25 protein-coding genes are annotated in these 23,870 nt (G+C 72.9%); 10 read left to right on the forward strand and 15 right to left on the reverse strand.

What is annotated here, in order from left to right; translation table 11 throughout:
* Positions 1 to 35: 35 nt before the first annotated feature.
* Positions 36 to 755 (reverse strand): polyprenyl diphosphate synthase, encoded by a 720-nt coding sequence (gene uppS / locus AB0K67_RS04215; RefSeq protein WP_364057431.1) that lies wholly within the window; start codon positions 753 to 755, stop codon positions 36 to 38.
* A 147-nt stretch (positions 756 to 902) separates the two neighbouring features.
* Entirely contained in the window at positions 903 to 1,478 is a 576-nt protein-coding gene (locus tag AB0K67_RS04220; protein WP_364052573.1) for a TetR/AcrR family transcriptional regulator, read from the reverse strand.
* 75 nt (positions 1,479 to 1,553) lie between these two features.
* On the opposite strand from AB0K67_RS04220, the gene AB0K67_RS04225 reads away from it, so the two are divergent.
* On the forward strand, positions 1,554 to 2,669 hold the full coding sequence (locus AB0K67_RS04225) for a DsbA family protein (protein WP_364052576.1): 1,116 nt from the start codon (positions 1,554 to 1,556) through the stop codon (positions 2,667 to 2,669).
* 268 nt (positions 2,670 to 2,937) lie between these two features.
* On the opposite strand, the gene AB0K67_RS04230 is transcribed toward AB0K67_RS04225, so the two are convergent.
* The gene (locus tag AB0K67_RS04230; RefSeq protein WP_364052579.1) at positions 2,938 to 3,594 is read right to left on the reverse strand and encodes a GNAT family N-acetyltransferase; all 657 of its coding nucleotides are present in this window, start codon (positions 3,592 to 3,594) and stop codon (positions 2,938 to 2,940) included.
* A 162-nt stretch (positions 3,595 to 3,756) separates the two neighbouring features.
* Between AB0K67_RS04230 and AB0K67_RS04235 the strand changes: the two genes are divergently transcribed.
* Together AB0K67_RS04235 and AB0K67_RS04240 are read left to right on the forward strand one after the other, a co-directional pair.
* Positions 3,757 to 4,011, forward strand: coding sequence for a hypothetical protein (locus AB0K67_RS04235; RefSeq protein ID WP_364052582.1), 255 nt, complete (start codon positions 3,757 to 3,759; stop codon positions 4,009 to 4,011).
* A 108-nt stretch (positions 4,012 to 4,119) separates the two neighbouring features.
* Positions 4,120 to 4,959 carry an LLM class flavin-dependent oxidoreductase gene (locus AB0K67_RS04240; protein ID WP_364052585.1) on the forward strand — a complete coding sequence of 280 codons (840 nt, stop codon included), beginning with the start codon at positions 4,120 to 4,122 and terminating at the stop codon, positions 4,957 to 4,959.
* Positions 4,960 to 5,029: 70 nt separating this feature from the next.
* On the opposite strand, the gene AB0K67_RS04245 is transcribed toward AB0K67_RS04240, so the two are convergent.
* The gene (locus AB0K67_RS04245) at positions 5,030 to 5,557 is read right to left on the reverse strand and encodes a MarR family transcriptional regulator (protein ID WP_364052588.1); all 528 of its coding nucleotides are present in this window, start codon (positions 5,555 to 5,557) and stop codon (positions 5,030 to 5,032) included.
* Positions 5,558 to 5,660: 103 nt separating this feature from the next.
* On the opposite strand from AB0K67_RS04245, the gene AB0K67_RS04250 reads away from it, so the two are divergent.
* The 3 genes from AB0K67_RS04250 to AB0K67_RS04260 all read left to right on the forward strand — a co-directional run bounded on the left by AB0K67_RS04250 (position 5,661) and on the right by AB0K67_RS04260 (position 7,261).
* A complete protein-coding gene (locus tag AB0K67_RS04250; RefSeq protein ID WP_364052591.1) occupies positions 5,661 to 6,020 on the forward strand; it encodes a multidrug efflux SMR transporter in 360 nt (119 codons plus the stop codon).
* Between the two features lie 28 nt (positions 6,021 to 6,048).
* Positions 6,049 to 6,369, forward strand: a complete 321-nt coding sequence (locus AB0K67_RS04255) for a multidrug efflux SMR transporter (RefSeq protein ID WP_364052594.1) — start codon at positions 6,049 to 6,051, stop codon at positions 6,367 to 6,369.
* A 70-nt stretch (positions 6,370 to 6,439) separates the two neighbouring features.
* Positions 6,440 to 7,261 (forward strand): TetR/AcrR family transcriptional regulator, encoded by an 822-nt coding sequence (locus tag AB0K67_RS04260; RefSeq protein ID WP_364052597.1) that lies wholly within the window; start codon positions 6,440 to 6,442, stop codon positions 7,259 to 7,261.
* Between the two features lie 12 nt (positions 7,262 to 7,273).
* Here the strand turns inward: AB0K67_RS04260 and AB0K67_RS04265 are convergent, their stop codons facing one another.
* From AB0K67_RS04265 to AB0K67_RS04280, 4 genes are all read right to left on the reverse strand, one after another.
* Complete coding sequence (locus AB0K67_RS04265) at positions 7,274 to 7,621, reverse strand: DUF4180 domain-containing protein (RefSeq protein WP_364052600.1); 348 nt, start codon at positions 7,619 to 7,621, stop codon at positions 7,274 to 7,276.
* 19 nt (positions 7,622 to 7,640) lie between these two features.
* A complete protein-coding gene (locus AB0K67_RS04270) occupies positions 7,641 to 7,949 on the reverse strand; it encodes a DNA-binding protein (RefSeq protein WP_364052603.1) in 309 nt (102 codons plus the stop codon).
* Between the two features lie 131 nt (positions 7,950 to 8,080).
* Entirely contained in the window at positions 8,081 to 8,932 is an 852-nt protein-coding gene (locus tag AB0K67_RS04275) for an ATP-binding cassette domain-containing protein (RefSeq protein WP_364052606.1), read from the reverse strand.
* A 124-nt stretch (positions 8,933 to 9,056) separates the two neighbouring features.
* Positions 9,057 to 9,941: a nucleotidyltransferase domain-containing protein gene (locus AB0K67_RS04280; RefSeq protein ID WP_364052609.1), complete on the reverse strand. Its 885-nt coding sequence runs from the start codon at positions 9,939 to 9,941 to the stop codon at positions 9,057 to 9,059.
* Positions 9,942 to 10,069: 128 nt separating this feature from the next.
* On the opposite strand from AB0K67_RS04280, the gene AB0K67_RS04285 reads away from it, so the two are divergent.
* Complete coding sequence (locus tag AB0K67_RS04285; RefSeq protein ID WP_364052612.1) at positions 10,070 to 11,302, forward strand: sigma-70 family RNA polymerase sigma factor; 1,233 nt, start codon at positions 10,070 to 10,072, stop codon at positions 11,300 to 11,302.
* A gap of 31 nt (positions 11,303 to 11,333) precedes the next feature.
* Positions 11,334 to 11,816 (forward strand): metallophosphoesterase family protein, encoded by a 483-nt coding sequence (locus AB0K67_RS04290; protein WP_364052615.1) that lies wholly within the window; start codon positions 11,334 to 11,336, stop codon positions 11,814 to 11,816.
* Between the two features lie 38 nt (positions 11,817 to 11,854).
* On the opposite strand, the gene AB0K67_RS04295 is transcribed toward AB0K67_RS04290, so the two are convergent.
* Positions 11,855 to 12,907, reverse strand: a complete 1,053-nt coding sequence (locus AB0K67_RS04295) for an ABC transporter substrate-binding protein (protein WP_364052618.1) — start codon at positions 12,905 to 12,907, stop codon at positions 11,855 to 11,857.
* A gap of 230 nt (positions 12,908 to 13,137) precedes the next feature.
* Between AB0K67_RS04295 and AB0K67_RS04300 the strand changes: the two genes are divergently transcribed.
* Complete coding sequence (locus AB0K67_RS04300) at positions 13,138 to 14,442, forward strand: FAD-binding protein (protein ID WP_364052621.1); 1,305 nt, start codon at positions 13,138 to 13,140, stop codon at positions 14,440 to 14,442.
* 108 nt (positions 14,443 to 14,550) lie between these two features.
* Here the strand turns inward: AB0K67_RS04300 and AB0K67_RS04305 are convergent, their stop codons facing one another.
* Positions 14,551 to 14,817 carry a WGxxGxxG family protein gene (locus AB0K67_RS04305; RefSeq protein WP_364052624.1) on the reverse strand — a complete coding sequence of 89 codons (267 nt, stop codon included), beginning with the start codon at positions 14,815 to 14,817 and terminating at the stop codon, positions 14,551 to 14,553.
* A gap of 540 nt (positions 14,818 to 15,357) precedes the next feature.
* Here AB0K67_RS04305 and fusA point away from each other — a divergent pair.
* Positions 15,358 to 17,370 carry an elongation factor G gene (fusA, locus tag AB0K67_RS04310; protein ID WP_364052627.1) on the forward strand — a complete coding sequence of 671 codons (2,013 nt, stop codon included), beginning with the start codon at positions 15,358 to 15,360 and terminating at the stop codon, positions 17,368 to 17,370.
* A 47-nt stretch (positions 17,371 to 17,417) separates the two neighbouring features.
* On the opposite strand, the gene AB0K67_RS04315 is transcribed toward fusA, so the two are convergent.
* From AB0K67_RS04315 to AB0K67_RS04335, 5 genes are all read right to left on the reverse strand, one after another.
* Positions 17,418 to 17,912 (reverse strand): GNAT family N-acetyltransferase, encoded by a 495-nt coding sequence (locus tag AB0K67_RS04315; protein WP_364052630.1) that lies wholly within the window; start codon positions 17,910 to 17,912, stop codon positions 17,418 to 17,420.
* A 536-nt stretch (positions 17,913 to 18,448) separates the two neighbouring features.
* Entirely contained in the window at positions 18,449 to 20,488 is a 2,040-nt protein-coding gene (locus tag AB0K67_RS04320) for a M14 family zinc carboxypeptidase (RefSeq protein ID WP_364052633.1), read from the reverse strand.
* Positions 20,489 to 20,699: 211 nt separating this feature from the next.
* Entirely contained in the window at positions 20,700 to 21,380 is a 681-nt protein-coding gene (locus tag AB0K67_RS04325; protein ID WP_364052636.1) for an aspartate/glutamate racemase family protein, read from the reverse strand.
* Entirely contained in the window at positions 21,377 to 22,264 is an 888-nt protein-coding gene (locus AB0K67_RS04330) for a hypothetical protein (RefSeq protein WP_364052639.1), read from the reverse strand. Before AB0K67_RS04330 ends, AB0K67_RS04325 begins: the two co-directional genes overlap by 4 nt.
* Positions 22,265 to 22,406: 142 nt before the next feature.
* Positions 22,407 to 23,810 carry an FGGY family carbohydrate kinase gene (locus AB0K67_RS04335; protein WP_364052642.1) on the reverse strand — a complete coding sequence of 468 codons (1,404 nt, stop codon included), beginning with the start codon at positions 23,808 to 23,810 and terminating at the stop codon, positions 22,407 to 22,409.
* Positions 23,811 to 23,870: the final 60 nt, after the last annotated feature.

The following is a 23,870-nucleotide window of genomic DNA, read 5'->3' on the forward strand; positions in this document are numbered from 1 at the left end:
AAGGGTACTCGCGTACGGGGGTGCGGCCTTCCGGCTCAGCCGCCGTAACGCCGCTGCCTGGCGGCGAAGCTGCGCAGCGCGCGCAGGAAGTCGATCTCGCGGAAGGCCGGCCAGTAGGCCTCGCAGAAGTACAGCTCGGAGTAGGCCGACTGCCACAGCAGAAAGTTCGACATGCGCTGCTCGCCGCTGGTGCGGATCACCAGGTCGGGGTCGGGCTGCCCGGCCGTGTAGAGGTGCGGGGCGATGTCGTCCACGGTCAGCGTCGAGGCCAGCTCGACCATCGACTGGCCGGCCTCGGCCCGCTCGTACAGCAGCTCGCGCAGGGCCTCGATGACCTCCTGGCGGCCGCCGTAGCCGATGGCGAGCGTGAGGTGGAAGCCGGTCTGGCAGGTGCGGGTGTTCTCGACCGCGTCTTTGAGCACCCGGGCGGTGGTGTCGGGCAGCATGTCGAGCAAGCCCGCGACGTGCACCTGCCAGCGCGAGTCGGCGACGTTGAAGCGGTCTTCGACCATCTGCTCGATCACCTTCAGCAGGAAGGCGACCTCCTCATCGCCGCGCCGCTGCAGGTTCTCGGTGGAGCAGAGGAAGATCGTCAGATGCTTGATGCCGATCGTCTCGCACCAGGAGAGCACGTCCTGGATGTGATCGGCGCCGTATTTATGACCCATGCTCGGGTTGGCCATGCCCTTCTGCCTGGCCCATCGCCGGTTGCCGTCGATGATCAGGCCGACGTGGCGGGGCAGGGGGCCGGACATCACCTGGCGGCGCAGCCGCCGGGCGTAGAGGGAGTGAAGGAGGTCAGTCGTGTGCACCCTCCAAGAATGGCGCGGGTGAGGGGCCGGAATCTGATCTTTCCTGATATCCACCTCCGGCAGGCGCCGAAAGGGACGCTTCCGTGACGTTCAGGCATCCGCCCGGCAGCCCGTACGGAACAACTTCCAGAACGCCAGCGCCGCCTCCTCCGCGCCGCCGGGGCAGCCGCCCGCGACCCAGTGGGCGATGACGCCGGCCAGCGCGCCTGCCAGGTAGGCGGCGTGCACGTCGGCCGGCACGTCATCCCACCCAGGGGGGCGGTGCCCGCCGGCGAACCGGCCCGCCAGCTCGGCGGTGAGGCGCTCGCGCATGCGGGCCGAGAAGCGGGCGCTGCCCTGGGGGCCGAGCATGCGGGCGTAGAGGGTGGCGTTGGCGGCGACGTACGCGAACAGCTCGGCCAGCGGCTCTGGGGCGCGGTCGCGGGGCGCGTCGAGCGGGCACAGCGCGGCGGCCCTGGCGACGGCGGCGACGGTGTCCTCCATGGCGTCGGTGACGAGCGCGTCGAGGTCGGGATAGTGCAGGTAGATCGTGGCGCGGTTCACCTCGGCGCGCTTGGCCAGCGCCGACATGGTGATGGTGGCGGGCTCCTGCTGGGCGGCCAGGTGGCGTACGGCCTCTTTGAGCCTGGCCCGGGTGCGCCGGGCTCTCGGATCGTCCGGGTTCACGCACCTCACTATACGACAGGCATCGCTTAAGCGACATGTGTTGACTAATCAACATTTGTCGCATAGCTTGCTGGTATGCGTATCGAGATCTGGGCAGACGTGGTCTGCGGGTGGGCCCACATCGGCAAGCGACGGCTGGAGAAGGCGCTCGCGTCCTGGGACGGCGAGCCGGTCGAGGTGATGTGGCGGCCGTTCCAGATCGATCCGTCCGCGCCCGCCCGCGCGGTGCCGATGGAGCAGGTGCTGCGCGACCCCGTCGCCGACGAGGCGCTGCGGGCCTGCGCGCCCGGCCTCTCCCCCGCCGAGAACCGCGCCCGGGTCGCCGAGATCGCCGCGTCAGAAGGGCTGGGCGCGCAGTGGGGCTCCGGTTACCGGGTCGCCACGCTGGAGGCGCACCGGCTGATCGCGCTGGCGTACGAGAAGGGCGGGGCCGCGCTGCAGGACCGCGTGGCCGAGCGGCTGCTGCGCGCCCATTTCGTCGAGGTACGCGACATCAGCGACGTCGCCGTGCTGACCGAGATCGCCGCGGACGCGGGCCTGGCCGACGAGGCCGGCTACACCGGCACCGCCGCCCTTTCCGCGCTGTCCGGCGACTCCGCCCGCCCGCAGGCACCGGCCGGTGATCCCGCCGGCCGCCGGGCACCGTCCGAAGGCGGCGCCGGCCCGCAGGCGCTGCTCCCCGGCACCGCCGCCTGGCGGGCGCTGCCTGGGGCCGAGCTGACCCGGGAGCTGCTGCTCATCGGCAAGGCGAAGGGCGTGCGGACGTCGCCGACCATCGTCGCGAACGGGCTGGCGCTGGAGGGCGCGCAGTCGCCGGAGACGATCGCCGCGTTCCTCCGGGACGCCGCCGGGCACACCCCGCGCCGCCTGCCCGCCGAGGTCGAGCGGCTGCGGCACGTCGAGTCGCTGCTCGACCAGCGCGACCCGCTCGGGGCGCTGACGCTGCTGCGTCCCCTCATGGACGAGCATGGCGGTGACCGGGGCGTCCGGATGCTGGCGGCGCGGGCGTACTTCGCGTCGGCGCAGCTCAACCGGGCGCGCACGACACTGGAGTCGCTGGTCGAGGAGTCGCCCGACGACTCCTACGCCCGCCACCTCCTGGGCCGCACCCTGCAGCGCCAGGGCAGGCACGAGGAGGCCGCCTCCCACCTCACCCTGGCCGCCGCCATGACCCCGGACTACGCGGCCTGACCGCGGCCGCCATCTCTCATCCGGGTGCCGCGCCGTCGCCATGGGCGTACCGGGCCGCGCGGTCCGTCGTGCCTGCGGCTCCCGCTGAGGCCATGGCCGCGCTGAGCCGGTGCCCGCCTGCGGCCCGCTAGGGCGCAGGCGGCCTTCGAGGCGACGTGCAGGCCGGTCCAGGCAATTCCGGCGTCAGCGGCTCATGCGCCTCACCTTGCCGACCGGCCCGCACCCTGTGGCTCCCCCCGCGCGGGGATCCCGCTCCCCCGCCGGGTGGTCAGGGCTCCGGTGACAGCAGGACCTCGGCGCCGACGGGCGCGTACCCGGCGGCGATGAAGGCACGGACGCTCGCCGCGTTGCCCGGCGCGACCTGCGCCCACACCGGGGCGGGCGCCAGGTGCCTTGCGGCAGCGGCGAGCAGGCGGCCCAGCCCGCGGCCCCGATGAGCGGGCTCGACCTCGATCGCGACCTCCCACCGTCCGCCCACGCCCCGCCCGACCGTCAGCAGACCGGCCACGCCGCCTCCTGGCCCGTCGTCCTGGGCGGGTGCGACCCAAACGCGGACGTCGTCGCGGTAGCGGCGGGCCCGTGCCACCCTCGGGTGGCCGCTGTCGCGCAGCTCCTCCAGGGCGAGCGGCGCGGACCCGGGCAGCGGGCAGGCCACGGCGAGCAGGTCGAGGTTGCCGGCGGCCCGGCCGGTCAGCGCCGCCAGCTCCTGCAGGAACGGCGGCCCGAGCGGGGCGTCCAGGTCGCCGGGAGGCAGGCGTTCCCTGATCCAGGCGGGGTCGACGTCGGCGAAGACCACGGCGTGCGCGGTGAAGGAGAGCACGCCGAGGTCGCGCGGCGACGGCTGGGGCACGAGGGTGACGCCGCCGTCCGCAGGGGGAAAGCGGCCGTCCTGGGCATCGCGGAGCACCTCCGCCAAGTTGGTCATGAGCCGCCATGATGGCACGCCCCGCGCATTGCAGAGGCGGGTGGATGCTTTGCCGGGCGGCGGCCTCCTGTTGATCGAATAGCGGGGCGTGGCGAGCACCCCGCCACAAGATCGCTACGTATAGTGATGGCCGATGTCACTTCGTGATTACAGGGGGAGATCATGAGAAGTAGCCTCGTTGCCGCCGGCGGCGCGCTGCTCATCACGGCAGCCGTGTTCGGAACGGCCGGCACTGCGGCCGCCGACATCTGGTCCGACCACAAGTGGAACAAGCACCCGAGGGCGTGCGGGCTCGCTCTCAACGACGACAGCACCTACCACTGGATCACCAAGCACGGCGTCTTCGCCGGCACGCGCCACGCCAACGCCTGCAAGCAGCACGTGCACCACTTCGGCTGGGACGCGGACGACGACTGAGCCGGCCTCCGGCCGCCGCGGCCCGGGGCCTCCCCCGGGCCGCGGCGGCCGTTCCCACTCCCTCGGCCGTTCGCACTCCCCCGAGACGATCACCGGTAGCCTGCGATCATGCGACTTGGTGTGAACGTCCCCAACTTCGGCCCCGGCACCGACCCCGAGACGCTGCGGCGGTGGGCGCTCACCGTCGAGGGGCTCGGCTACGACCTGCTCATGGTCTCCGACCACGTGGTGATCACGCCTGACGTCGCCGAACAGTACCCGGCCCCCTTCTACGACCCGTTCACCACCCTGGCCTGGCTGGCGGGCACCACGACCCGCCTCACGCTCGGCACCACCGTGCTGATCGTCCCCTACCGCCACCCGCTGCTGACCGCCCGCATGGCGGCCAACCTCAACGACCTCAGCGGCGGCCGGTTCGTGCTGGGCGTGGGCGCCGGTTGGGCGCGGCAGGAGTTCGAGGCCCTCGGGGTGGCGCACGAGCGGCGCGGCCGGCTGACCGACGAGCACCTGGCGACGATCAAGGCCGCCTGGGCGAACGAGAGCGACTACCGTTCCGGCGGGGTGCCGATCTGGGTGGGCGGCGGCAGCGACGCGGCCCTGCGCCGTACGCTGCGCTTCGGCCAGGCGTGGCATCCGCTGAGGATGACGCTGCCGTGGCTGCGCGAGACGTGGGCGAAGCTGCGGGACATGGCCGCCGCGCAGGAGCGTCCCGCGCCCGCGCTGGCCCCGCGCATCCTGCTGCGCGTGACGGACCGGCCGGTGACGGGCGCCGAGCGGCGCCTGGGCGAAGGCACGATCGAGCAGGTCATGGACGACCTGGAGCGGCTGCGGGAGATGGGCGCGGAGACGGTGGTGTTCGACCCGTTCCATGAGGATCCGGCCGAGACCCTGCACCCCGAGGCCGCCTGGGAGATGCTGGCCGCCGTCGCCGCCGGGACGCGGAAGTAGGCACCGGTCGGCGGCGGGCGAGCGCCTGGGTGCGGCAGAAGCCGGGCGTGGTCGCGGGCGCCGTCCGGCGTCACTTGCCGCCGCTCCGCGCGGTCTCGGCCAGGGCCGTGAGCGCGGCGGTCAGGTGCGGGTCGGCCTTTCCCGCCTCCGCGAGCGCCGCCTGCAGGGCCTCCTCGTACGTACGGCGCGCCTCGGCGTAACGGGCACGGCCGGCGTCGGTGATGACGGCGTAGACGCCGCGCTTGTCGTCAGGGCACAGGTCGCGGTAGGCGAAGTCGGCCGCGTTCAGCCGGGCGACCAGGCGGGTCACCGAGCTCTGGTTGAGCCCGAGCTTGTCGGCGAGCTCCTGCATGCGCAGCTCGCTGGCGGGAGAGGCGGCGAGGTGGCCGAGCGCGCGGTACTCGGACAGGCCGACGCCGTGCTTGCGCTGGAGCGCGGCGGCGAGCCTGCTCTCGACTTGGGAGTGCAGCAGCAGGACGCGCTGCCAGGTGGCGGTGATGTCACCTGGAGCGTCAGTGGCGGGCGAGCCGGAAACCGGCCCGGGAACCGGCTCGGAAGCCGGCTCTGGATCGGGGGCGGCGGGTGCCGTACGGGTCATCGATGAGCCTCTCTTCGTCCTGGAGATCGGCTTGACAGGAGGATACATGTACATACAACATAGCTCGTACTTATTTGCACGTACATACATATAGGAGGCACTAGTGGCGTGGATCTATCTGCTCATCGCGTCCGTCTTCGAGGTCGTCTTCGCGCTGGCCACCAACGCCACCGAGGGCTTCACGCGGCTCTGGCCGTCCGTGCTCACGGCCGTCGCCGCGGCCGGCGGCATCTTCTTCCTGAGCCTGGCGCTGAAGACCCTTGACGTCGGCGTCGGCTACACCGTCTGGACCGGCATCGGCTCGGTCGGCACCGTCGTCCTCGGCACCCTGATCTTCGGTGAGGAGATGAACGCCTGGAAGGCCCTCGCCTTCGTCCTGATCATCGGCGGCGTGCTCGGGCTCAAGATGGCCGACCGCCTGACGGGCGCCAAGCGGCAGCCCACGGAGCCGACCGCCGCCTGACACCCCTCGCAACCCAAGGAGCTTGATCATGGCCTGGATCTACCTGTCCATCGCGATCGTCTTCGAGATCGCCTTCGCCCTCGGCACCAACGCCACCAAGGGCTTCACCCGGCTCTGGCCGTCGGTCTTCACGCTGCTGGCCGCCGCCGGCGGCATCTTCACGCTCAGCCTGGCGCTCAAGACGCTGGACGTCGGCGTCGGCTACACCGTCTGGACCGGTATCGGTTCCATCGGCACGGTCGTGCTCGGCGCGCTCATCTACAAGGAGAAGATCACCCCGGTCAAGCTCGGCTCGTTCGTCGCCATCATCGGCGGCGTCGCCCTCCTCAAGATCACCTCTGGCGTCTGAGCGTGACGGCCGGTGACCGGGCCGCTGATATCTTATGCCGTAAGGAGTTGTCGGTTCCGGGGAGTTCGGCTTGGTCGTCTACGCCGGTCAGGGTGACGCGCGACGGTCGATGGCGCTGCTGTGGCGCAGCGGCGAGCCGAATGAGGCGCGGCCTGGGCCCAAACCGGGGCTGAGCGTCGACGCGATCGTGGACGCCGCGATCGAGGTGGCCGACTCAGAGGGCATGGCGGCGCTGTCCATGCGCAGGGTGGGCGAGCGGCTGGGCCGCACCGGCATGGCGCTCTACACGTACGTGCCGGGCAAGGGCGAGCTGATCGACCTCATGTACGACCGCGCCCTGGCCGAGCTGCCCGCCGAGTACGACCTGAGCGGCGGCTGGCGGTCGGCGCTGACGGCGTGGGCCGAGCAGACGCTCGCCTTCTACCTGCGCCACCCCTGGACGTTGCAGGTGTCGCAGGCGCGTCCCGTGCTGGGGCCCAACGAGTTCGCGATGCTGGAGAGCCTGGTCGCGATCCTGCGCGGCACCGGGCTCGGCCCGCGCCGGGTGCGCGGGATGGTGGCGCTGCTGTTCGACTTCGTCAGGGGCGCCGCCACGACGGTCGCCGAGTCGCGCCAGGTCCCTTCGGCGACCGGGGTGTCCGATGAGGAGTGGTGGCAGGCGCGCGCGTCGCTGCTCGACGAGGTCGCGCCGGGCTTCGCCGACCGGTTCCCGCTGGTCCGGTGGGTGGAGTCGGACGACTCCGAGCCCGGCGGCGACGAGCCGTACCTGGAGCATCGGGTGAGCGAGACGTTCTCGGTCGGGCTTGCCGTGCTGCTCGACGGCATCGAGGCGGCGGCCGCCCGAGCCGCCCAGAACGGGAACGGCGGCCAGGCCGCGCCACCTTCCACGTGACGCCTCCGGGGTTCAGGTGGACGCGCCCGCCAGGCGGGCGGTCAGCTCATCACCGTCGCGGACGAACCAGATGTGGCGGCCCCTGTTGCACTCCAGCACCCAGGCGCGCAGCGCCGAGCTCGCCGCCATGTGGCCGGAGACGTCGCCGACGATCGACAGGCCGACGCCGTAGTTGACGAACTTCTGCGCGATCTCGCCGGCCACGCCGGTGCTGAGCGTGAAGAAGCCGCCGGGCAGCCGGTCGGCGGGTACGGCCACCCACGCGGCGCCGCTCGACCACGCCTCGCCGATGAGGTCGATCACGTCGCGAGCCTCGTTCAACGGCGCGGCTTGGGGGTCGTACCAGTGGACGCCGGGCATCGGGTTCCCCCTGGGGTGCTCATGGCCGTACGAGAGCGTCGACGATCCGCAGGACCTGGGCGGTCTCCTCCAGCCCGCCGAGCACGATGATCTTAAGCTGCGCGCGCTCCTCGTCGTAGGCGAACTCGACGCGCAGCCCGCTCCGCTCGGCCGACAGCGCGCCGAGGACCATCGTGCCGATCCGGTCCATGCCGGCCCGGTCGATGCCGTCCACCTGGACGACGCTGGTCGCCTCGGCGCGGCGCGGGCTCAGCGGCCGTTCGGCGGGCAGCCCGGCGAAGGCGGCCAGGTCATCCTCGGCGATGCGGTACTTCTTACCGACCCGCACGGCGGGCAGGCGGCACGCGCGTTCGACTATCCGCCACTCTCCGGTCGTCGCGGCCGGCCTGGGCGGCGAGCCGGTTCCGGCCGGCCTTGGAGACGAGGCGGACAGGTACGTTCCGCCATCCGCCGAAAGCGTCAGGCGGCGGGGACGGGCTCGCCGGGCACGGTGACCGGGACGCGGGCGGCGCGGGCGGCCCAGCGGCCGTCGTCGCCGCGCACGAGGCGTACCGGGTGGTCGAAGCAGGCGCTCACCAGCTCGCTGGTGAGGACGTCGCCGACCGGGCCGCTCGCCAGGCAGCGGCCGTCACGCAGCAGCATGGCGTGCGTGGTGGTGGCGGGCAGCTCCTCCAGGTGGTGGGTCACGAGGACGGTGGCCAGCGAGGGGTGCCGGGCGCGCAAGGCGTCGATGCCGGCCAGGAGCTGCTCGCGGGCGGCCAGGTCGAGCCCGGTGGCGGGCTCGTCGAGGAGCAGCAGGCGGGGCTGCGGCATGAGGGCGCGGGCGATCAGCGTACGGCCGCGCTCGCCCTGCGACAGGGTGGGCCACCGGTCGCCGGCCTTGGCGCTCATGCCGAGCATGGCGAGGAGCCGGTCGGCGCGTTCCGCCTCCTGCTCGGTTGGCTGCCAGCGGGGCACGAGCGCGGCGGTGTTGGTCAGCCCGGTCAGCACGACCTCGCGCACCCGCATGGGCCCGTCGGGGGTGTGGCGAGGGTTGACGTGACCGAGGTAGGAGCGCAGCTCACGGACGTCCACCCGGCCCAGCCTGCGGCCGAGCACCTCGACCACGCCCCGGCTCGGATGGTTGACCGCGCCCAGCAGGGCGAGGAGCGTGCTCTTGCCCGCGCCGTTCGCGCCGAGCAGCGCCCAGTGCTCGCCGGGGTGCACGGTGAGCGAGATGTCGCTCAGCAGGTGACGGCCGTCACGGATGAACGCGACCTCTCCGGCCCGCAGCACGGGCCCGCTGTCGGCGGGGCGGGAGACGACCGTCATCGTGCCACCTCACCGTCCGTGACCGCTTTCGCGCCGTCCGTCGTGGACGCTTGCGTCACCACGTCTCTCCCTTCATCGCTTCACATCCGGAGCCCAAGTTATCAGCGTGTCAGACATCTGATGTTTAGCCGGTGGCTCCGCAGGCGGCGCGTACGTCGGCGATGAGGGCGTTGGCGTCTTCGAGGGTGCGGCCGATCTCCTCGGGAGTGCCGCCCACGTTGGCCAGGAGCGCCTGGGCGCGCTCGGCGAAGCGTTCGGGAGCCGACGGCAGCCGGGCGGCGGAGGCGATCATGCCCTTCTCGTTGATCAGCCAGACGCCTTCGGCCGCGTGCAGCGCCTGGCAGGCCACGCCGATGGCGCGGAACAGGGTGGCCGCCGCGTACGAGGGGTCGTTGCCCAGCATGCCGTACGTGGCGATCGTCAGGGCGAAGTCGCACTCCCACAGTCCCTGGATGAGCGCGTCGCGCAGGGCGGGCGGGTAGTGGACGGCCTCGGCGCGCAGCGCGGTCAGCTCTCCCCCGGGATCGGCGAGCACCCGGCACAGGGCCACCTCACCCGCGTACGCGTGCGAGTAGAAGCCGAGCGGATGACCCACCTGGAAGCCGACCTCGTAGCGGCCGGCCCGGCAGTCGCGCCAGATCCGCTGTACCCGGTCGAGGTCGCGGTAGATCCAGTCCACGTGCCAGCCGTCCACGACGAGCCAGCCGCCGCCGTTCACCCACGGCCCCCAGCCGCCCGGCTCGGTCACGTCGGTGTCGGCGCCGGTGATCTCGCGTGCGAGCGCGCGCAGCTCGTCGACGGCGAGCCGGCCCCGGTAGTAGAGGCCGAGGTCGATGTCGGAGTCGGGGCGGTGGGTGCCGCGGGCGCGGCTGCCGCCCAGCGCCACCGCCACCACTCCGGGCACCTCCAGCAGCCGCCGCGCGATCCCGTCCAGGTCGGGGCCGTCCAGGTCGGGGCCGTCCAGGTCACGGCCGTTCAGGTCGGGCCTGTCATGGTCTGTGTGCTGCATTCCGCCGAGCATAGTCAGCACGTCAGGACATCTCCCGGCGGTCATGCGCGCGCCACCGGAAATCGGCGCGGGACGCCGTACCGCCCCTACGATGGCCAGGTGGAAGGCGGGACGTGCGAGGTGAGGGCGTGAGCGAGGTCGAGGCGCTGCTGCGCGAGCTGGCCCCGCAGGTCCTGGGCACGCTCGTGCGCCGCTACGAGCAGTTCGACACCTGCGAGGACGCGGTGCAGGAGGCCCTGCTCGACGCCTCCGTGCAGTGGCCGGAGCAGGGGGTGCCGGACAACCCGCGGGCCTGGCTGACGACCGTGGCATCGAGGCGGGTCATCGACCACATCCGCAGCGAGAACGCGCGCCGCCGCAGGGAGGAGAGCGTGGCGGTCAGCGTCCCCGCCGATGCCCACGTGGCCGCGCCGCCGGGCGAGGAGCGGCCGGGCGACTCCGACGACACGCTGACCCTGCTGTTCCTGTGCTGCCATCCGTCGCTGTCGGCGCCGTCGCAGCTCGCGCTGACGTTGCGGGCGGTGGGCGGCCTGACGACGGCGCAGATCGCAAGCGCGTTCCTGGTGCCGGAGGCGACGATGGCGCAGCGCATCAGCCGGGCCAAGCAGCGCATCAAGGCGAGCGGCCTGGAGTTCGCGATGCCGCCGGAGAGCGAGCGGGCCGAGCGGCTGCGGGTCGTGCTCCACGTCCTCTACCTGATCTTCAACGAGGGCTACACCGCGACCTCGGGCCCCGAGCTGCTCAGGACCGATCTGACGGCCGAGGCGATCCGGCTGGCCAGGGCGGTGCACCGGCTGCTGCCCGGCGACGGCGAGGTGGCCGGGCTGCTTGCGCTGATGCTGCTCACCGAGGCCCGCAGGCCGGCCCGCACCGACGGTGACGGGCGGCTGATCCCGCTGGCCGAGCAGGACCGCGGCCTGTGGGATCGCGCGCTCATCCAGGAGGGCGTGGAGCTGGTGAGCAAGGCGCTGGCGACGTCGCCGGTGGGGCCGTACCAGTTGCAGGCGGCCATCGCGGCGGTGCACGACGAGGCGGCGACGGCGGATGAGACCGACTGGCCGCAGATCCTGGCCCTGTACGAGATGCTGCTCGGCATCGAGGACAACCCGGTGGTCCGGCTCAACCACGCGGTGGCCGTGGCCATGGTGCGCGGGCCGCGCGCCGGGCTCGCGCTGCTCGACGAGCTGGCCGCCGACGGGCGCATGGCGCGGCACCACCGGCGGGTGGCCGTCCGGGCGCACCTGCTGGAGCTGGCGGGCGACACGGCGGAGGCGGTGGCGGCGTACCGCGAGGCGGCGCGGCTGACCACGAGCCTGCCCGAGCAGCGTTACCTGGAGGAACGGGCGGCGGCGCTGGAGTGAGGCGTGCGGTGCGGCGGGCAGGGGTGACGGCGTGAAGGTGGTCGCGCTGTCCGACACGCATGCGCCCAGGCGCTGGCGCTCGTGCCCGCCGCGCGTGGCCGAGCACCTGCGCGGCGCGGACGTCATCCTGCACGCGGGCGACGTGTGCGTGCCGTCGGTGCTGGAGGAGCTGGCGGCGTACGCGCCGGTGCACGTCGTCAAGGGCAACAACGACGGCCCCGACGTGGACGCGCCCGAGACGCTGGAGCTGACGCTGGACGGGCTGCGGGTCGGCATGATCCACGACAGCGGCCCGGCCAAGGGCAGGACGGCGAGGATGCGGCGCCGCTTCCCGGACGCCGGCCTGGTCGTCTTCGGTCACTCGCACATCCCGCTGGACGAGTCGGGCGACGGCCTGCGGATCTTCAATCCCGGCTCCCCCACCGACCGCCGCCGCCAGCCGCACGGCACGCTGGGGCTGCTCACGATCGAGGACGGCGCGCTGGTGCGCGCGGAGATCGTCCCGGTGACCTGAGAACGGCGGTCATCGTCCCGGTGACGTGAGAACCGCGGTCAGGAGACGACGTCGTCGCGGGCCTTGTCCAGCTCGGCCACCAGCTCTTCCATCACCTTGGCGTAGCCGAGGTGGCTGTAGCGCTCGGCCGCGTGCCACGGGTAGACCTGGCCGGCCTTGACGGCGGGCAGGTCGGCCCAGGTCGGCTTCTTGGCCATCTCCTCGGCCTTCATCGACTGGGCGCGGGCGTCGACGAGGATCACGTCGGCTTTGTACTTGTCGGCGTTCTCCCAGCTCAGCACCTCCCAGAAGCCGCCTTCGCTCTCGGTCGGCCGCTCGGGGGAGACGATGTTCAGGCCGAGCTCGCTCCAGTAGGCGATGTCGGGGTGGTCCGGCTTGTACGCGACGTACAGCGCGTCCGGGGTCGCGGTGACCACCATCACCGTGAGGCCGGGCCGCTTGGCCGCGAGCTCCTTCAGCGCGGCGCTCGCCGCGTCGAACCGCTTCCTGGCCTCGGCCACGGCGGGGGCGTCAGGGTCCGCGCCGAGCGCGGCGGCGAGCTCGCCGTACCGCTCGATGATGCCGGGCAGCGGCTTGCCGCTGAGCTGCACGCCGACCGTGGGCGCGATCTGGTCGATGGCGTCGAGTGACTCCTCGGGCACGTACCAGAGGGTGTTCTTCTGGTACATCCCGGCCACCAGGAGGTCGGGCTGGAGCGAGGCGTACTTCTCGACGTTGAACTCGCCCCACACGTTGCCGATCGACTCGACGGTGTCGATGTCGACCTCGCCCACCTCGGGGTCGCGGCCGCCGTTCTTCAGCTTGTGCGGGCCGAAGACGCCGACCGGCCGCACGCCGAAGTCCCACAGCGCCGCCGCGGCGCCCGACTGGGCCACGATGCGCTCGGGCCGCTCAGGCAGGGTGATGGTCTTGCCGCGGTCGTCGGTCCAGGTCCATTCGCCCTGCGTCCGGCCGCCGGACGCGGAGGGGGTGGCCGGGGACCCGGTGGAGGGCCCGGCGGAGGATACGGCGGAGGTCCCCGCGCAGGCGCTGGCGCCGAGGAGTGCGGCTATGCCGAGGGCGGCGAGGGTGCGGCGCGGGGCAGCGGACATGGATGCTCCTCATTGCGCGGGCTTTGCCCTGGAGGACTGGATATTAGTTTAGCCTTACCTAACCATATGATCCTCATGGCGTACGCCCCAGCCCCGCGTTTACGCCCGCCGGCGTAGCCGGGGCGGCGACGGGCGACCGATTCGCGGGCGGCCGAAACGGCGGATTCTGAAGCTCACAAGGGACCCGAAAGGCGCGGTCCCGGGAGCGCGAGCCGAGAAGGGGCCGACAGATGAGCCAGCCGCACCGCATTCAGGACATCCGGGACGACATCAGCATTCCGGGCTTCACCGGCCCCGTGCACCGGCCGGGCGAGCCGGGCTACGACGAGCAGCGCCGCGCGGTGAACCCGGCGCTCGACGCCCGCCCGGCCGTGGTGGCCGAGGCGTACGGGGCCGGCGACCTGCGGGCGGCGCTGCTGGCGGCGCGGGCCCACGGCCTGCTGTTCGCGGTGCAGGCGACCGGTCACGGCACGCACGTCGCCTGCGACGGCGGCGTGCTGGTCAAGACCGCGCCCATGGCGTCGGTACTGGTGGACCCGGTGCGCGAGGTCGCGCGGGTGGGGCCTGGGGCGCGGTGGGGCGAGGTGCTGGCGGCGGCCGCGCCGTTCGGGCTGGCGCCGCTGTCGGGCTCCGCGCCGTCGGTCGGGGTCACCGGCTACACGCTGGGCGGCGGGCTCGGCTGGCTGGGCCGCGCGTACGGGTTCGCTGCCGACAGCGTGCTGCGGGCCGAGGTGCTGCTGGCCGACGGGCGGCACGTGACGGCGAGCGCGGACGGCCACCCTGAGCTGTTCTGGGCGCTGCGGGGCGGCGGTGGCGGGTTCGGCGTGGTGACCGCGCTGGAGTTCCGGCTGTATCCGGTGGCGGAGGTGTGCTCGGGGTTCGCGTACTTCCCGATCGAGGCGGCGGCGGACACGCTGGCGGCCTACCGGCGCTGGATCGAGGACGCGCCCGACGAGATCAGCACGGCGGTGGTGCTGCGGCGCATGCCGGACGACGACGGCACGCCCGCGGCGGTGCGCGGGCGGCACGTGGTGATGATCAAGGTGCTGTACGCGGGCCCGTCCGCCGAGGCCCGGCGCCTGCTCGCGCCGCTGTGGCGGGCCGCGGGCGAGCCGCTGCTCGACGAGATCCGCCCGACCACGTTCGCCAAGAGCTCGATGGGCGGGACGCCGGTGCGGCATCTCGACCTGTTCGACGCCGTCGGCGACGAGGTGATCGGCGTACTGCTGCGGACGTCGGAGCAGGCGGGAACGGTGGAGGTGCGCCATTGGGGCGGCGCGCTGGGCAGGACGGGTCCGGACACCGGGCCGGTCGGGCGGCGCTCGACGCGGCTGTCGGTGATCGTCGACACGGTGGTGCCGGGACTGGCCGATGAGCTGCGGCCGCACGCCAGCGGCGGCGGATTCCTGAACTTCATGGCCGACCCGTCGCGGACGGCGGCCGCGTACGAGAAGGACGATTACGCGCGGCTGCGCGAGATCAAGCGGGCCTACGACCCTGACGGCGTCTTCCACGTCGGGCACGTGACCCTGTGAAGAATGTGAACAGCCCTGAAGACGCTCCGGTGTGACACGGCCGACCTGCTACGGCAGCCGTGTCACGTCGGGACGTCACCCCGGCAGGGCGGCCGGGGATCGGCCTGGTTACGGCCTGTTGCCGCGGTGCGTGATGTGCTCCGCGCTGCCGACGTGATTGCGCTGCTTGCGCATGCCGGCGAGGCCGATCAGACCCAGGAGGCCCAGCAGGCCCCACAGGCCGGCGTTGCCGCCTCCTTCGTCCCTGTTCTCCTGCGGTGCCGGTGTCACCTGGCTCTGTGCGACCGGCCCGGCCGGTACCTCGGCCAGTGCTGCGGATGCCGGTGCCAGCGTGAGAAAGAACGCCAGGCCCAGCCCGGTGAGGGTCTTGCGCATTGGGTTCCCCCGATCCGGCGGTCTCGCGACCGCGGAGACCGCCTATCACGCCTTCACGATGAAGGCTTCCGATAGCGGGGCGATCTCCTCATCCCCTGCTACCTACGCCCCTACCATCGACTCCGCGGCATCAAACGCCTTCTCATCGGGCCGGAAGGGCGCTGACATGCGCGGATTCCCCGCCGTACGCGGGGTTTCCGCATTCTCGGCGCACGCCCAAATGACCCTCACGAGCCATCAATTATCACTATCCGCATATTTCAGATAAGCCGAAAGTAGCCGGAAAAACTGGTTGCCGGACGTTCCTAGATCAGTACACTCTTCCACCGGCATCATCACGCGACGAGAGAAGGGAGACCGGCCATGCGCCACCGCATCGCCGTCGTCATCCCCTCGTCGCGTCATGAGGTGATCCAGGTGTCTTCGTCGCCCCGGCGCCCGCTGCGCGGCCGGCGCCGGCTGCTGCCCTGACGAAGACCCCCTTCGCGGGGCCCAATCGCGCAGTCCTGTTCGGAAACGTCACCGAAAGGCTATGGGACCTTGCGTGCTCACCTTTCCTCCGCTCTGGCCACCGTCCGCAACCTCGGCATCCTCGCGCACGTCGACGCCGGTAAGACCACCGTCACCGAGCGCATGCTGTACATCACCGGCGCCACGTACAAGCGCGGTGAGGTGCACGACGGCACCACCGTCACCGACTTCGACCCGCAGGAGCGCGACCGCGGCATCACGATCTTCGCGGCGGCGGTGAGCTGCACCTGGGACGGCCACCGGATCAACCTCATCGACACGCCCGGCCACGTCGACTTCTCCGACGAGGTGGAACGTTCCCTGCGGGTGCTCGACGGCGCGATCGCCGTTTTCGACGGCGTGGCCGGGGTCGAGCCGCAGAGCGAGTCGGTGTGGCGGCGGGCCGATCGGTACGGCGTGCCGCGCATCGCGTTCATCAACAAGCTGGACCGGCCGGGCGCCGACCTGGACGCCGCCGTGGAGTCCATCCGCGAGCGGCTGCACCCGGCGCCGCTGGTCGTGCAGCTCCCGATCGGCCGTGAGGACGGCTTCACCGGCGTGGTGGATCTCATCGCCATGCGAGCGCTGGTGTGGTCGGGTGACGCCTACGAGACCGGGCCGGTGCCCGGCGACCTGGTGGAGGAGGCGACGCGGCGGCGCCGGCTGCTGGAGGAGGCGGTGGCCGAGCTGCATGCGGGCGCGCTGGAGGAGTTCTGCGCCCAGCCGTCCCTGTCCCAGGAGACGCTGACGGCCGCGCTGCGCGACCTGACCCGTACGGGCGCGGGCGTGGTGGTGCTGTGCGGCTCGGCGTACCGGAACCGGGGCATCGAGCCGCTGCTCGACGCGGTGGTCCGCTACCTGCCGTCGCCGCTGGACGTGCCCGCCGTGCGCGGCCAGGAGGGCGAGGAGCGGCCGGCCGACCCGGAGGCGCCGCTGGCGGCGCTGGTGTTCAAGGTGACCTCCGCGGCGTCGGGGCGGCTGACGTACCTGCGCGTCTACTCGGGCACGCTGCGCAAGGGCGACACGGTGCTGGACGCCGGGACCGGCAAGACCGAGCGCGTCGGCCGGATCCTGCGCGTGCAGGCCGACCGGCACGCCGACACGGACGTGGCGGTGGCCGGCGACATCGTCGCGGTCGTCGGGCCGAAGGCGGCCCGCGCCGGTACGACGCTGTGCGCGCAGGACGCCCCGCTGCTGCTGGAGCCGCCGGCCGCGACCGAGCCGGTGGTGTCGGTGGCGGTCGAGCCGCGCAAGAGCGTCGACAGCGACCGGCTGGCGGCGGCGCTGGCCAGGCTCGCCGAGGAGGACCCGTCGCTGTCGGTACGGACCGACCCCGAGACCGGCCAGACCGTGCTGTCCGGGATGGGCGAGCTGCACCTGGAGGTGGCGGCCGAGAAGCTGCGCCGCGACCACCGGCTGGAGGTCGCGGTCGGCCGGCCGAAGGTCGCCTACCGCGAGGCCGTCGTGCGCGGCGTGTCGGGGGTGCTCTACCGGCACGTCAAGCAGGACGGCGGCGCCGGGCAGTTCGCCCACGTCGTGCTGGACGTGGAGCCGCTGGATGAGGGCTTCGCGTTCGCGTCGACCGTGACCGGCGGGCGGGTGCCGCGCGAGTACGTGCGCGCGGTCGAGCTCGGCTGCCGGGACGCGCTGGAAAGCGGCCCGCTCGGCGGGCATCCGGTGACCGGGCTGCGGGTGACGCTGACCGACGGCGCCACGCACGTGAAGGACTCATCGGAGATGGCCTTCCGCGCGGCGGGCCGGCTCGGTCTGCGCGAGGCGCTGCGGGCCTGCGAGATGGTGCTGCTCGAGCCGGTGGTGGAGGTGACGGTGACGGTGCCCGACGCGATGGCGGGCGCGGTGCTCGGCGACCTCGCCGCCCGGCGCGGGCGCGTGTCCGGCTCGCAGGCGCGGGCCGGCAGTGTGGTGATCACGGCGGTGGTGCCGCTGGCCGAGGTGTTCGGGTACGCGTCCCGGCTGCGCAGCCGTACGCAGGGGCGGGGCACGTTCACCACCCGGCCTGCCGGTTACGCCCCGGCCGGCTGACCGCTCCCCCGCCCCCGGGCTTACCGCTGCCGGGGGCGGGGATCCGCTCATGCGGTCGCGAACGAGATCCACGTGTCCGGCGGGACATCGGGCTTGCCGGGCACGGGGCGGTGCTCCTCGGTCCAGGCGTCGCCCGCCAGCTCGGTGGCGACGCGCCGCCAGAACGCGACCGCGCCGGCGTTGGCGTCCTGGAAGGCGATCTCCCACCGGCCCGGGTGCCGGGCGATGACCTCCTTGACGGCCCGCAGGCCGAGGCCGGAGCGGCGGGCGCCGCGCACCACGAAGAAGCTGTTGAGCACGCGGACCGGCCCGTCGAGGCCGCGCACGAACGCGAACCCGGCGGGCCGGTCGCCGCTGCTCAGCAGGTACGCCGCCCAGCCGGGGCCGGTGAAGGCGGATTCGAGCCGCTCGCTGCGGAAGGTGGCGTCGGGAAGGGGCAGCCCGCCCTGGAACTCGGACATGTCGTGGCGGAACATCAGCCACAGGCGTTCCACGACCGCCCGGTCGGAGGGAATGACGGGACGTACGGTGAAAAGGGTCATGAACGCAGTTTCCGGCCGGAACCTAAGGTGATTTCCGGCCGGAAGGGATGGAGTACCGGAATACTAGCAGATCATGGACTTGTGACCGCTGCGGAGTGGATCGATGACGCCCAGTACCGGGCCCGCGCCACCTGCGGGAACAGGCCCTTGGGGGGTTGCGGAACATCGGCTCGGTGCCGAACATGACGACCGCCGCGCCGCCCTCGTCCCTGCCGCTGATCACCGCCGCCTGACCCCTGGCCTGCTCGGGGAGGCCGGCCGCGATCTCGTTGCGCTCGAGGCCGTTGCCGGAGTCGCGGACGGCGGGCTGCGCGGGCTGCGCGGGCTCGGCGGGTGAGACCTGCTGGGGTGCGGTGAACAGGGGGTCGCGACCGCGGTGCCGAGCAGGGCGGCCGGTGAGCGCACGGAGAACCTCCGGGGTTCCGGCTCGACGGTGTTGCGGGGGGCGGAGGGGTGCTGGCAAGGGTTGTCGCGGATGTCGATACGGCCGGGCGGCCGGGTGCGAGGTCCCGGCCGCCCGGTGGTCATTCCCGGTGTTACGGCTCGCGGTAGTCGGCGGCGATGCCGATGAGCGAGATCAGACCGGCGGCGAACTCCATCGCCTCGGCGTGGCCCTCCTCGAACGGCGGCTGGAAGCCCACGCCCTGCCAGCTGCGCGTCTCGGCGTTCCACAGGTCGGCGCCGACCTCGAAGTCCCAGCCGTAGATGCCGTGGTCGTACCAGAGCTCATCGGCCGAGTTGCCGGCCGCCGAGTACAGCACGTCCGTCACCGGCCCGGTCTGCTGCGGCCAGATCACGGTGCCGCGCTCGGCGGCGATGGCCTTGAGTATCGTCTCGGACGAGCGTTCGAAGAACTTCTCCTCCTTCGGCGTCGGCCTGGGCAGGGTGAGGCGGCCGTCCGCCTTGTACGCGCCGGGCGGCCACATGAAGTAGCCGCCGTAGCTGTGCACGTTCATGGCGAACTTGATGTTGCGGAACCGCTCGGCCAGCCAGATGACGTTGCGGCTCTCCGGCTCGGAGTGCTCGGCCGGGCCCGCGTACGTGCCGCTCTGGCAGTTGCCCGAGGCCCCGAAGTAGCCGTCGTGATGGGAGCCGACGGCGTAGTTGCGGTTGACGTCCACGCCCCACTGGTTGCGCAGCGCCGGATCGGACTGCTCGGGCGGGCAGTGGTTCGTCATGTTCTTCCGCTGGGAGTTGAAGTCGTAGAAGCTGTAGTTCGCGCCGTCGGGGTTGACGGTCGGCACGATGAAGATGTCCGTACGCTCCAGCAGCCGCCGGGTCGCCTTGTCCCCGGCGTAGTTGCGCAGCAGCCGCTCCGCCGCCTCGATCGTGACCAGCGGCGTCACCCACTCGCGCGCGTGCTCCTGCGCGTAGGCGAGCACGCCGGTGCGCGAGCCGTCGCGGCGGGTGCCGATGCGCAGCGCCAGCACCTCGGCGGGCTTCCTGGAGACGTCGGCGGGGGCGCTGAGGAAGTCGTCGAGCTGGACGGGCGGCGTGGGCGCCATGACGCCGGCCCCCGGGTCCGTACGGTAGCGCGACGCCTTCAGCGGCAGGCCCGGCGTCGCGTTGATCGCGGCGACCACCTCGGCCGCCGTGCTGACCGGCTCGCCCGCGTCGTTCGTGGCCAGGCTGACCGTGACGAGCTTGCCGTCGAGCGACACCCGCAGCGGGCTGCCCGGCGTGCCCGGGGCGACCAGCTCGACGGACAGGTCGTTGCCGCCCTCGGAGCCGTAGGCGTTCGAGGTGATCACGATGGCCTTGTCCGGGACGGTGCCGATGAGCGCCTGGGCGTGGCGGCGGTAGCCGTTCGTCCGGTACGGCAGCGTGATGATGTCGGTGAGCTCGGGGAACTGCCGGTGCAGCGTCTTGATGCGCTCGTTGAGCTGGGCCGGCGGCATGTACTGGGTGATGAAGTCCTTCTGGTAGCCGCGGCCGTGCTTGCCGGGCCGCTCGCCGTCCGGCCACTCGCGCACGCGCGCGTCGGCCCTGCCGCCGCCGGTCGAGGTGACGGTGATCTTCTGCGGCTGCTGGTCGGCCGGGACCGGGGTGCTGAACTGGTGGCCCAGGTACGCGCCCGCGTCCACGTACGCGACCATCTCGGCCCTGCCCGCCGTGCCGCGCTTGCCCCGCCACTCGACGGTGAGCGTGGCGGCCTGTGCGGCGCTGCTCGACGCCTCCACGGAGAGGAAGTAGCCGTCGCGCGACTTGTACCAGACCGCCCGCTCGATCACGACCTGGTCGCGGCCTTGCGCCGGCCGGGAGTCCTTGTGCGTCCTGGCCGGGCTCGCCTCGCCGGCGGGGGCCGCGCCGAGCGTGCGGAACTCGGCAAGCTGGGTCGGGGTGACGACGGCGTCCACCTGGACGCTGCCGTCGGGTTGGGGACGTACGCGTTCGGTGAGGTCGGCGCCGGACGCCACCAGCCGCTCCATGACCGCCCGGTCCGGCACGGACAGCGTGACCAGCGAGACCGCCTCGGGATCTGCCGGCCCGGCGACCGCGGGAACGGACGGCGCCGCCCCGGATAACGCCGTGGCGGCGATCAACAGGGCGACTGCGGACGCCCGTAAACCACGCATCTGGACCCTCCTGGATCTTGCCGTATGGGGCTCATTGAAAGCCGACAAATCACAACAAGCAAGACCCAGGAGGGCGCGGAAGCCGATCACTCCTGCCGATGACGCAGGTGAGCGGCACGGCGGCTCACCTGCGTGAGGGCCTCAGGGCGGTGGCTCGGGCCGGCGTCCGCCCCGCCGGACGCGCGGCCACCCGAACCGTCCGGAGCGGTGGTCAGCCGTTCTGGCGGGCGAGCTGGGCCACGCCGGAGCGCGGCGACGACAGCACCGGCACGCCGGCGTCACCCGCCTGCTCCACGATGCGGGCCATCGACGCCTGCGCCAGCACCACCACGTCCACCTGCCCGGCGAGCTTCGCGAAGCCCTCGAGGACCAGCGCGTCATGACGGGCCGCGTCGCCGCCGCGCAGCGCCTCGAACGCGCCCTCGCACAGGTGCGGCACCACCTCGCGCGCAACCTCGCGGCGGGCCGCCGCCCGCTCGACCGCCCGCGTGGTGGGGCCGAGCGTGGAGGCCAGCGTGGCCAGCACGCCGATCCTGGCGCCCGCCCGTACCGCCTCGTCCGCCATCGGCTCGTCGATGCGCAGCACGGGCAGCTCCGCGTACGGGCGGGCCCGCTCGGCCGCCTCCCCGATCGACGAGCACGTCACCAGCAGCACGCCCGCGCCCGACTCCTTGGCGTAGGTGGCGTAGGCGATGAGGCGGCGCAGCACGTGGGGCGGCGGGTCGCCGGCGGCGATGGTGTCCTGGAGCAGGCTCTCGTCCACGAAGTTCAGCACCCGGGCACCGGGACGTACCTCCTTGGCCAGGGTGGTGAGCGAGGTGGCGAGCGCGGGCACGGTGTGCAGCATCGCGACGGTGTCCTGAGCGCCTTCCCGGCGCGGCGTGCCGGTCATCGGGCGGTCCAGGGGCGGGCGTGCTCGTCCACGATCGCGGCCAGCCGCTGCAGCCTCGGCACCGACGTGGTGCGCAGATCGGCGGCGAGGTCCGCCGAGCCGACCAGGTCGCTCCAGACGGCCCGCCCGGCGAGCATGCCGGACGCGCCCGCGCGGCACGCGGCGCGGACCGCCGCCGGGAAGTCGTCCCGCTCCACGCCCTGCGACAGCACCACCCAGGGCACGGGGATCACCGCGTCCAGCGCGGCGCACTCCTCGACCAGCCGTTCCTCGGGCGCGGCGCCGCCGAGCGGAACCTGCGCCTTGTACAGGTCGGGACGGAGCCCGGCCAGCTCCCGGGCCGCCTCCCTGATCGCGGCCGGCCCGTCGAACTCCGCCTCCTTGCCGCGGGCGGGCTTGGCCACCCCTTCCAGCACCGACAGCAGCCCGGCCGCGGCGCACCGCCGGACGAACTCGGCCGCCGTCTCCAGCCGCCGCTCCCGTTCGTCGTCGTCCCGCCAGATGAGCAGCAGTTTGGCCGCCACCGCCCCCAGCTTGCGCGCCGCCTCCATGTCCACGCGGTCGTCGATGCCGGTGTCCTCGACGGGCCCGTCGGGGTCCTGCTGAAGGCTGTCCACGGCCACGATCAGCCCGCCGGACACCGTGCCGGCTTCGGCCACCTGCTCGAACCCATAGTCCTGGTCGATGAGGAAGCCCGAGGCGTACGGGCCGAGCTCGCGCGCCACCGTCAGCTTGAACTCCCGCAGCTCGTCGTCACCGGCGCGCCGCCCCGTCGCGGCGGTGAACATCTGCCTGAGGCTCTCGCGCTGGTCCATGGCGACCATGGCGAACCCGCCCGATGGGCGGGCGAGCAGGTCGAGGGTGGGCTGGTCGGCGGTGGTCATGCGTGCTCCCGTTCGGGTGATGGGTAGGTCTTCCGGCTGGTACGGGCGGTTCGCGCCGCGGGCTCGGCCGGGCAGGTCGCGTCCTGGGCTCTGGCCATGAAAGTCATGTCGCGGCCTCGGGCAGGAAGGTCTGAGTCCTGGGTCATGGCGCGGCCCTGGACAGGAAGGTCTCGTACTGCGGGCGGTAGGCGGCGCGCAGGCCGGGCTCGTCGGAGTGGCGTTCGCGGGGCAGGACCGGTACGTCGGCGAGCGAGCCGCCCGCCCGGCCCGCGATGAGGGCGGCGCCCGCGCAGACCGCGTCGCGGCAGCGGACGATCTCGACCGGCACCGGCGAGACCGCGGCCTTCACCCGCATCCACGCCGGGATCCTGACCTGCCCGCCGAAGACGGCCAGCCGTTCGGGGACGGCTCCCGCCACGGCGGCCAGCTCGTCGAGCATCCAGCGCGCGTGCAGGCAGGTGCCCTCGACGGCGGCGGCCAGCAGCTCGCCCGGCCCGTGCGCGGCATCGAGCCCCGCCAGCACCGCCCGCCGACCCCGGTCGGGCGCCGGCGCCACTCTCCCCCTCAGGTACGGCTCCACGACGATGCCGGTCGGCAGCCGCACGCCGTCGAGCAGGACGGGCAGGTCGTCATACCCCTTGCCGCCGAGCAGGCGCAGCGCCCAGTCGAGCATGGCCCCGCTGGTCGGCAGGCCGCCGACGAGCACCGTACGCTCGCCGTCCAGCGCCGGGTCCGCCGTGACGCCCAGCGCGATCCCGGTACGCGGGTCGGGTGCGCGTTCCGCCGGCACCATGAGTGCTTCGGCGGTGCCGAGCGAGTCGGCCACGTCGCCCGGCCGCCGTACCCCGGCGGCCCACGCCCCCACCGCGTGGTCGTGGCCGGCGATCACCACCGGCGCTCCGCGCCGTACGCCGGGCACGTCCACGACCAGCCCGCCGACGGGCTCGGCCGCGCCGATCACCGGCGGCAGCCGGTCGCCGTCCAGCCCTGCCTCGGCGATCAGGTCCGCGTCGTAGCGGCCGGTCCGTACGTCGTAGGCGAGGGTGCGCGCGGCCAGCGTCGCGTTCGTGCGCAGCACTCCGGTCAGCGCGTACGCCACCGCCTCCGGCGCGCCCGCCCACCAGCGCATGGCCTTCAGCACCCCGGGCTCGTGGCGGCGCAGCCACAGCCACTTCGCCAGCGGTGCCTTGGCATCCGCCCAGCGGCCGGCGGCGGCGTAGAGCGTGGCGTCGTCCAGGCCCAGCTCGGCGATCTCCGCCGCGCCGCGCGGGTCGTTCCACCAGATCAGCGGGGTGAGCGGCCGTCCCTCCGCGTCGAGCGGTACGCCGGTCTCGGCCATGCCGGCGATCCCGATCGCCTCCGGCCCGCGTCCCGCCCGCTCCGCGCACTCCCCGAGCGCGTCCGTCACGACCTTGACGAGGGCGGGAAGGTCGGACGGCGTCTTCCGCCGGACGCAGGCCACCTCGCCGCCCCGGCCGTCGAAGAAGCCCACCTTGACGTGGGTGGTGCCCACATCGATCCCGGCCAGCAGCCCGTTCGGCGTCATGTTGTCACTATAAATCCATAAGTTGGCGGAAAAGTGCCAACTTATGGTGCATCATGGCCA

It is taken from the genome of Nonomuraea sp. NPDC052634 (assembly GCF_040678535.1).
Lineage (GTDB): Bacteria > Actinomycetota > Actinomycetes > Streptosporangiales > Streptosporangiaceae > Nonomuraea > Nonomuraea fastidiosa.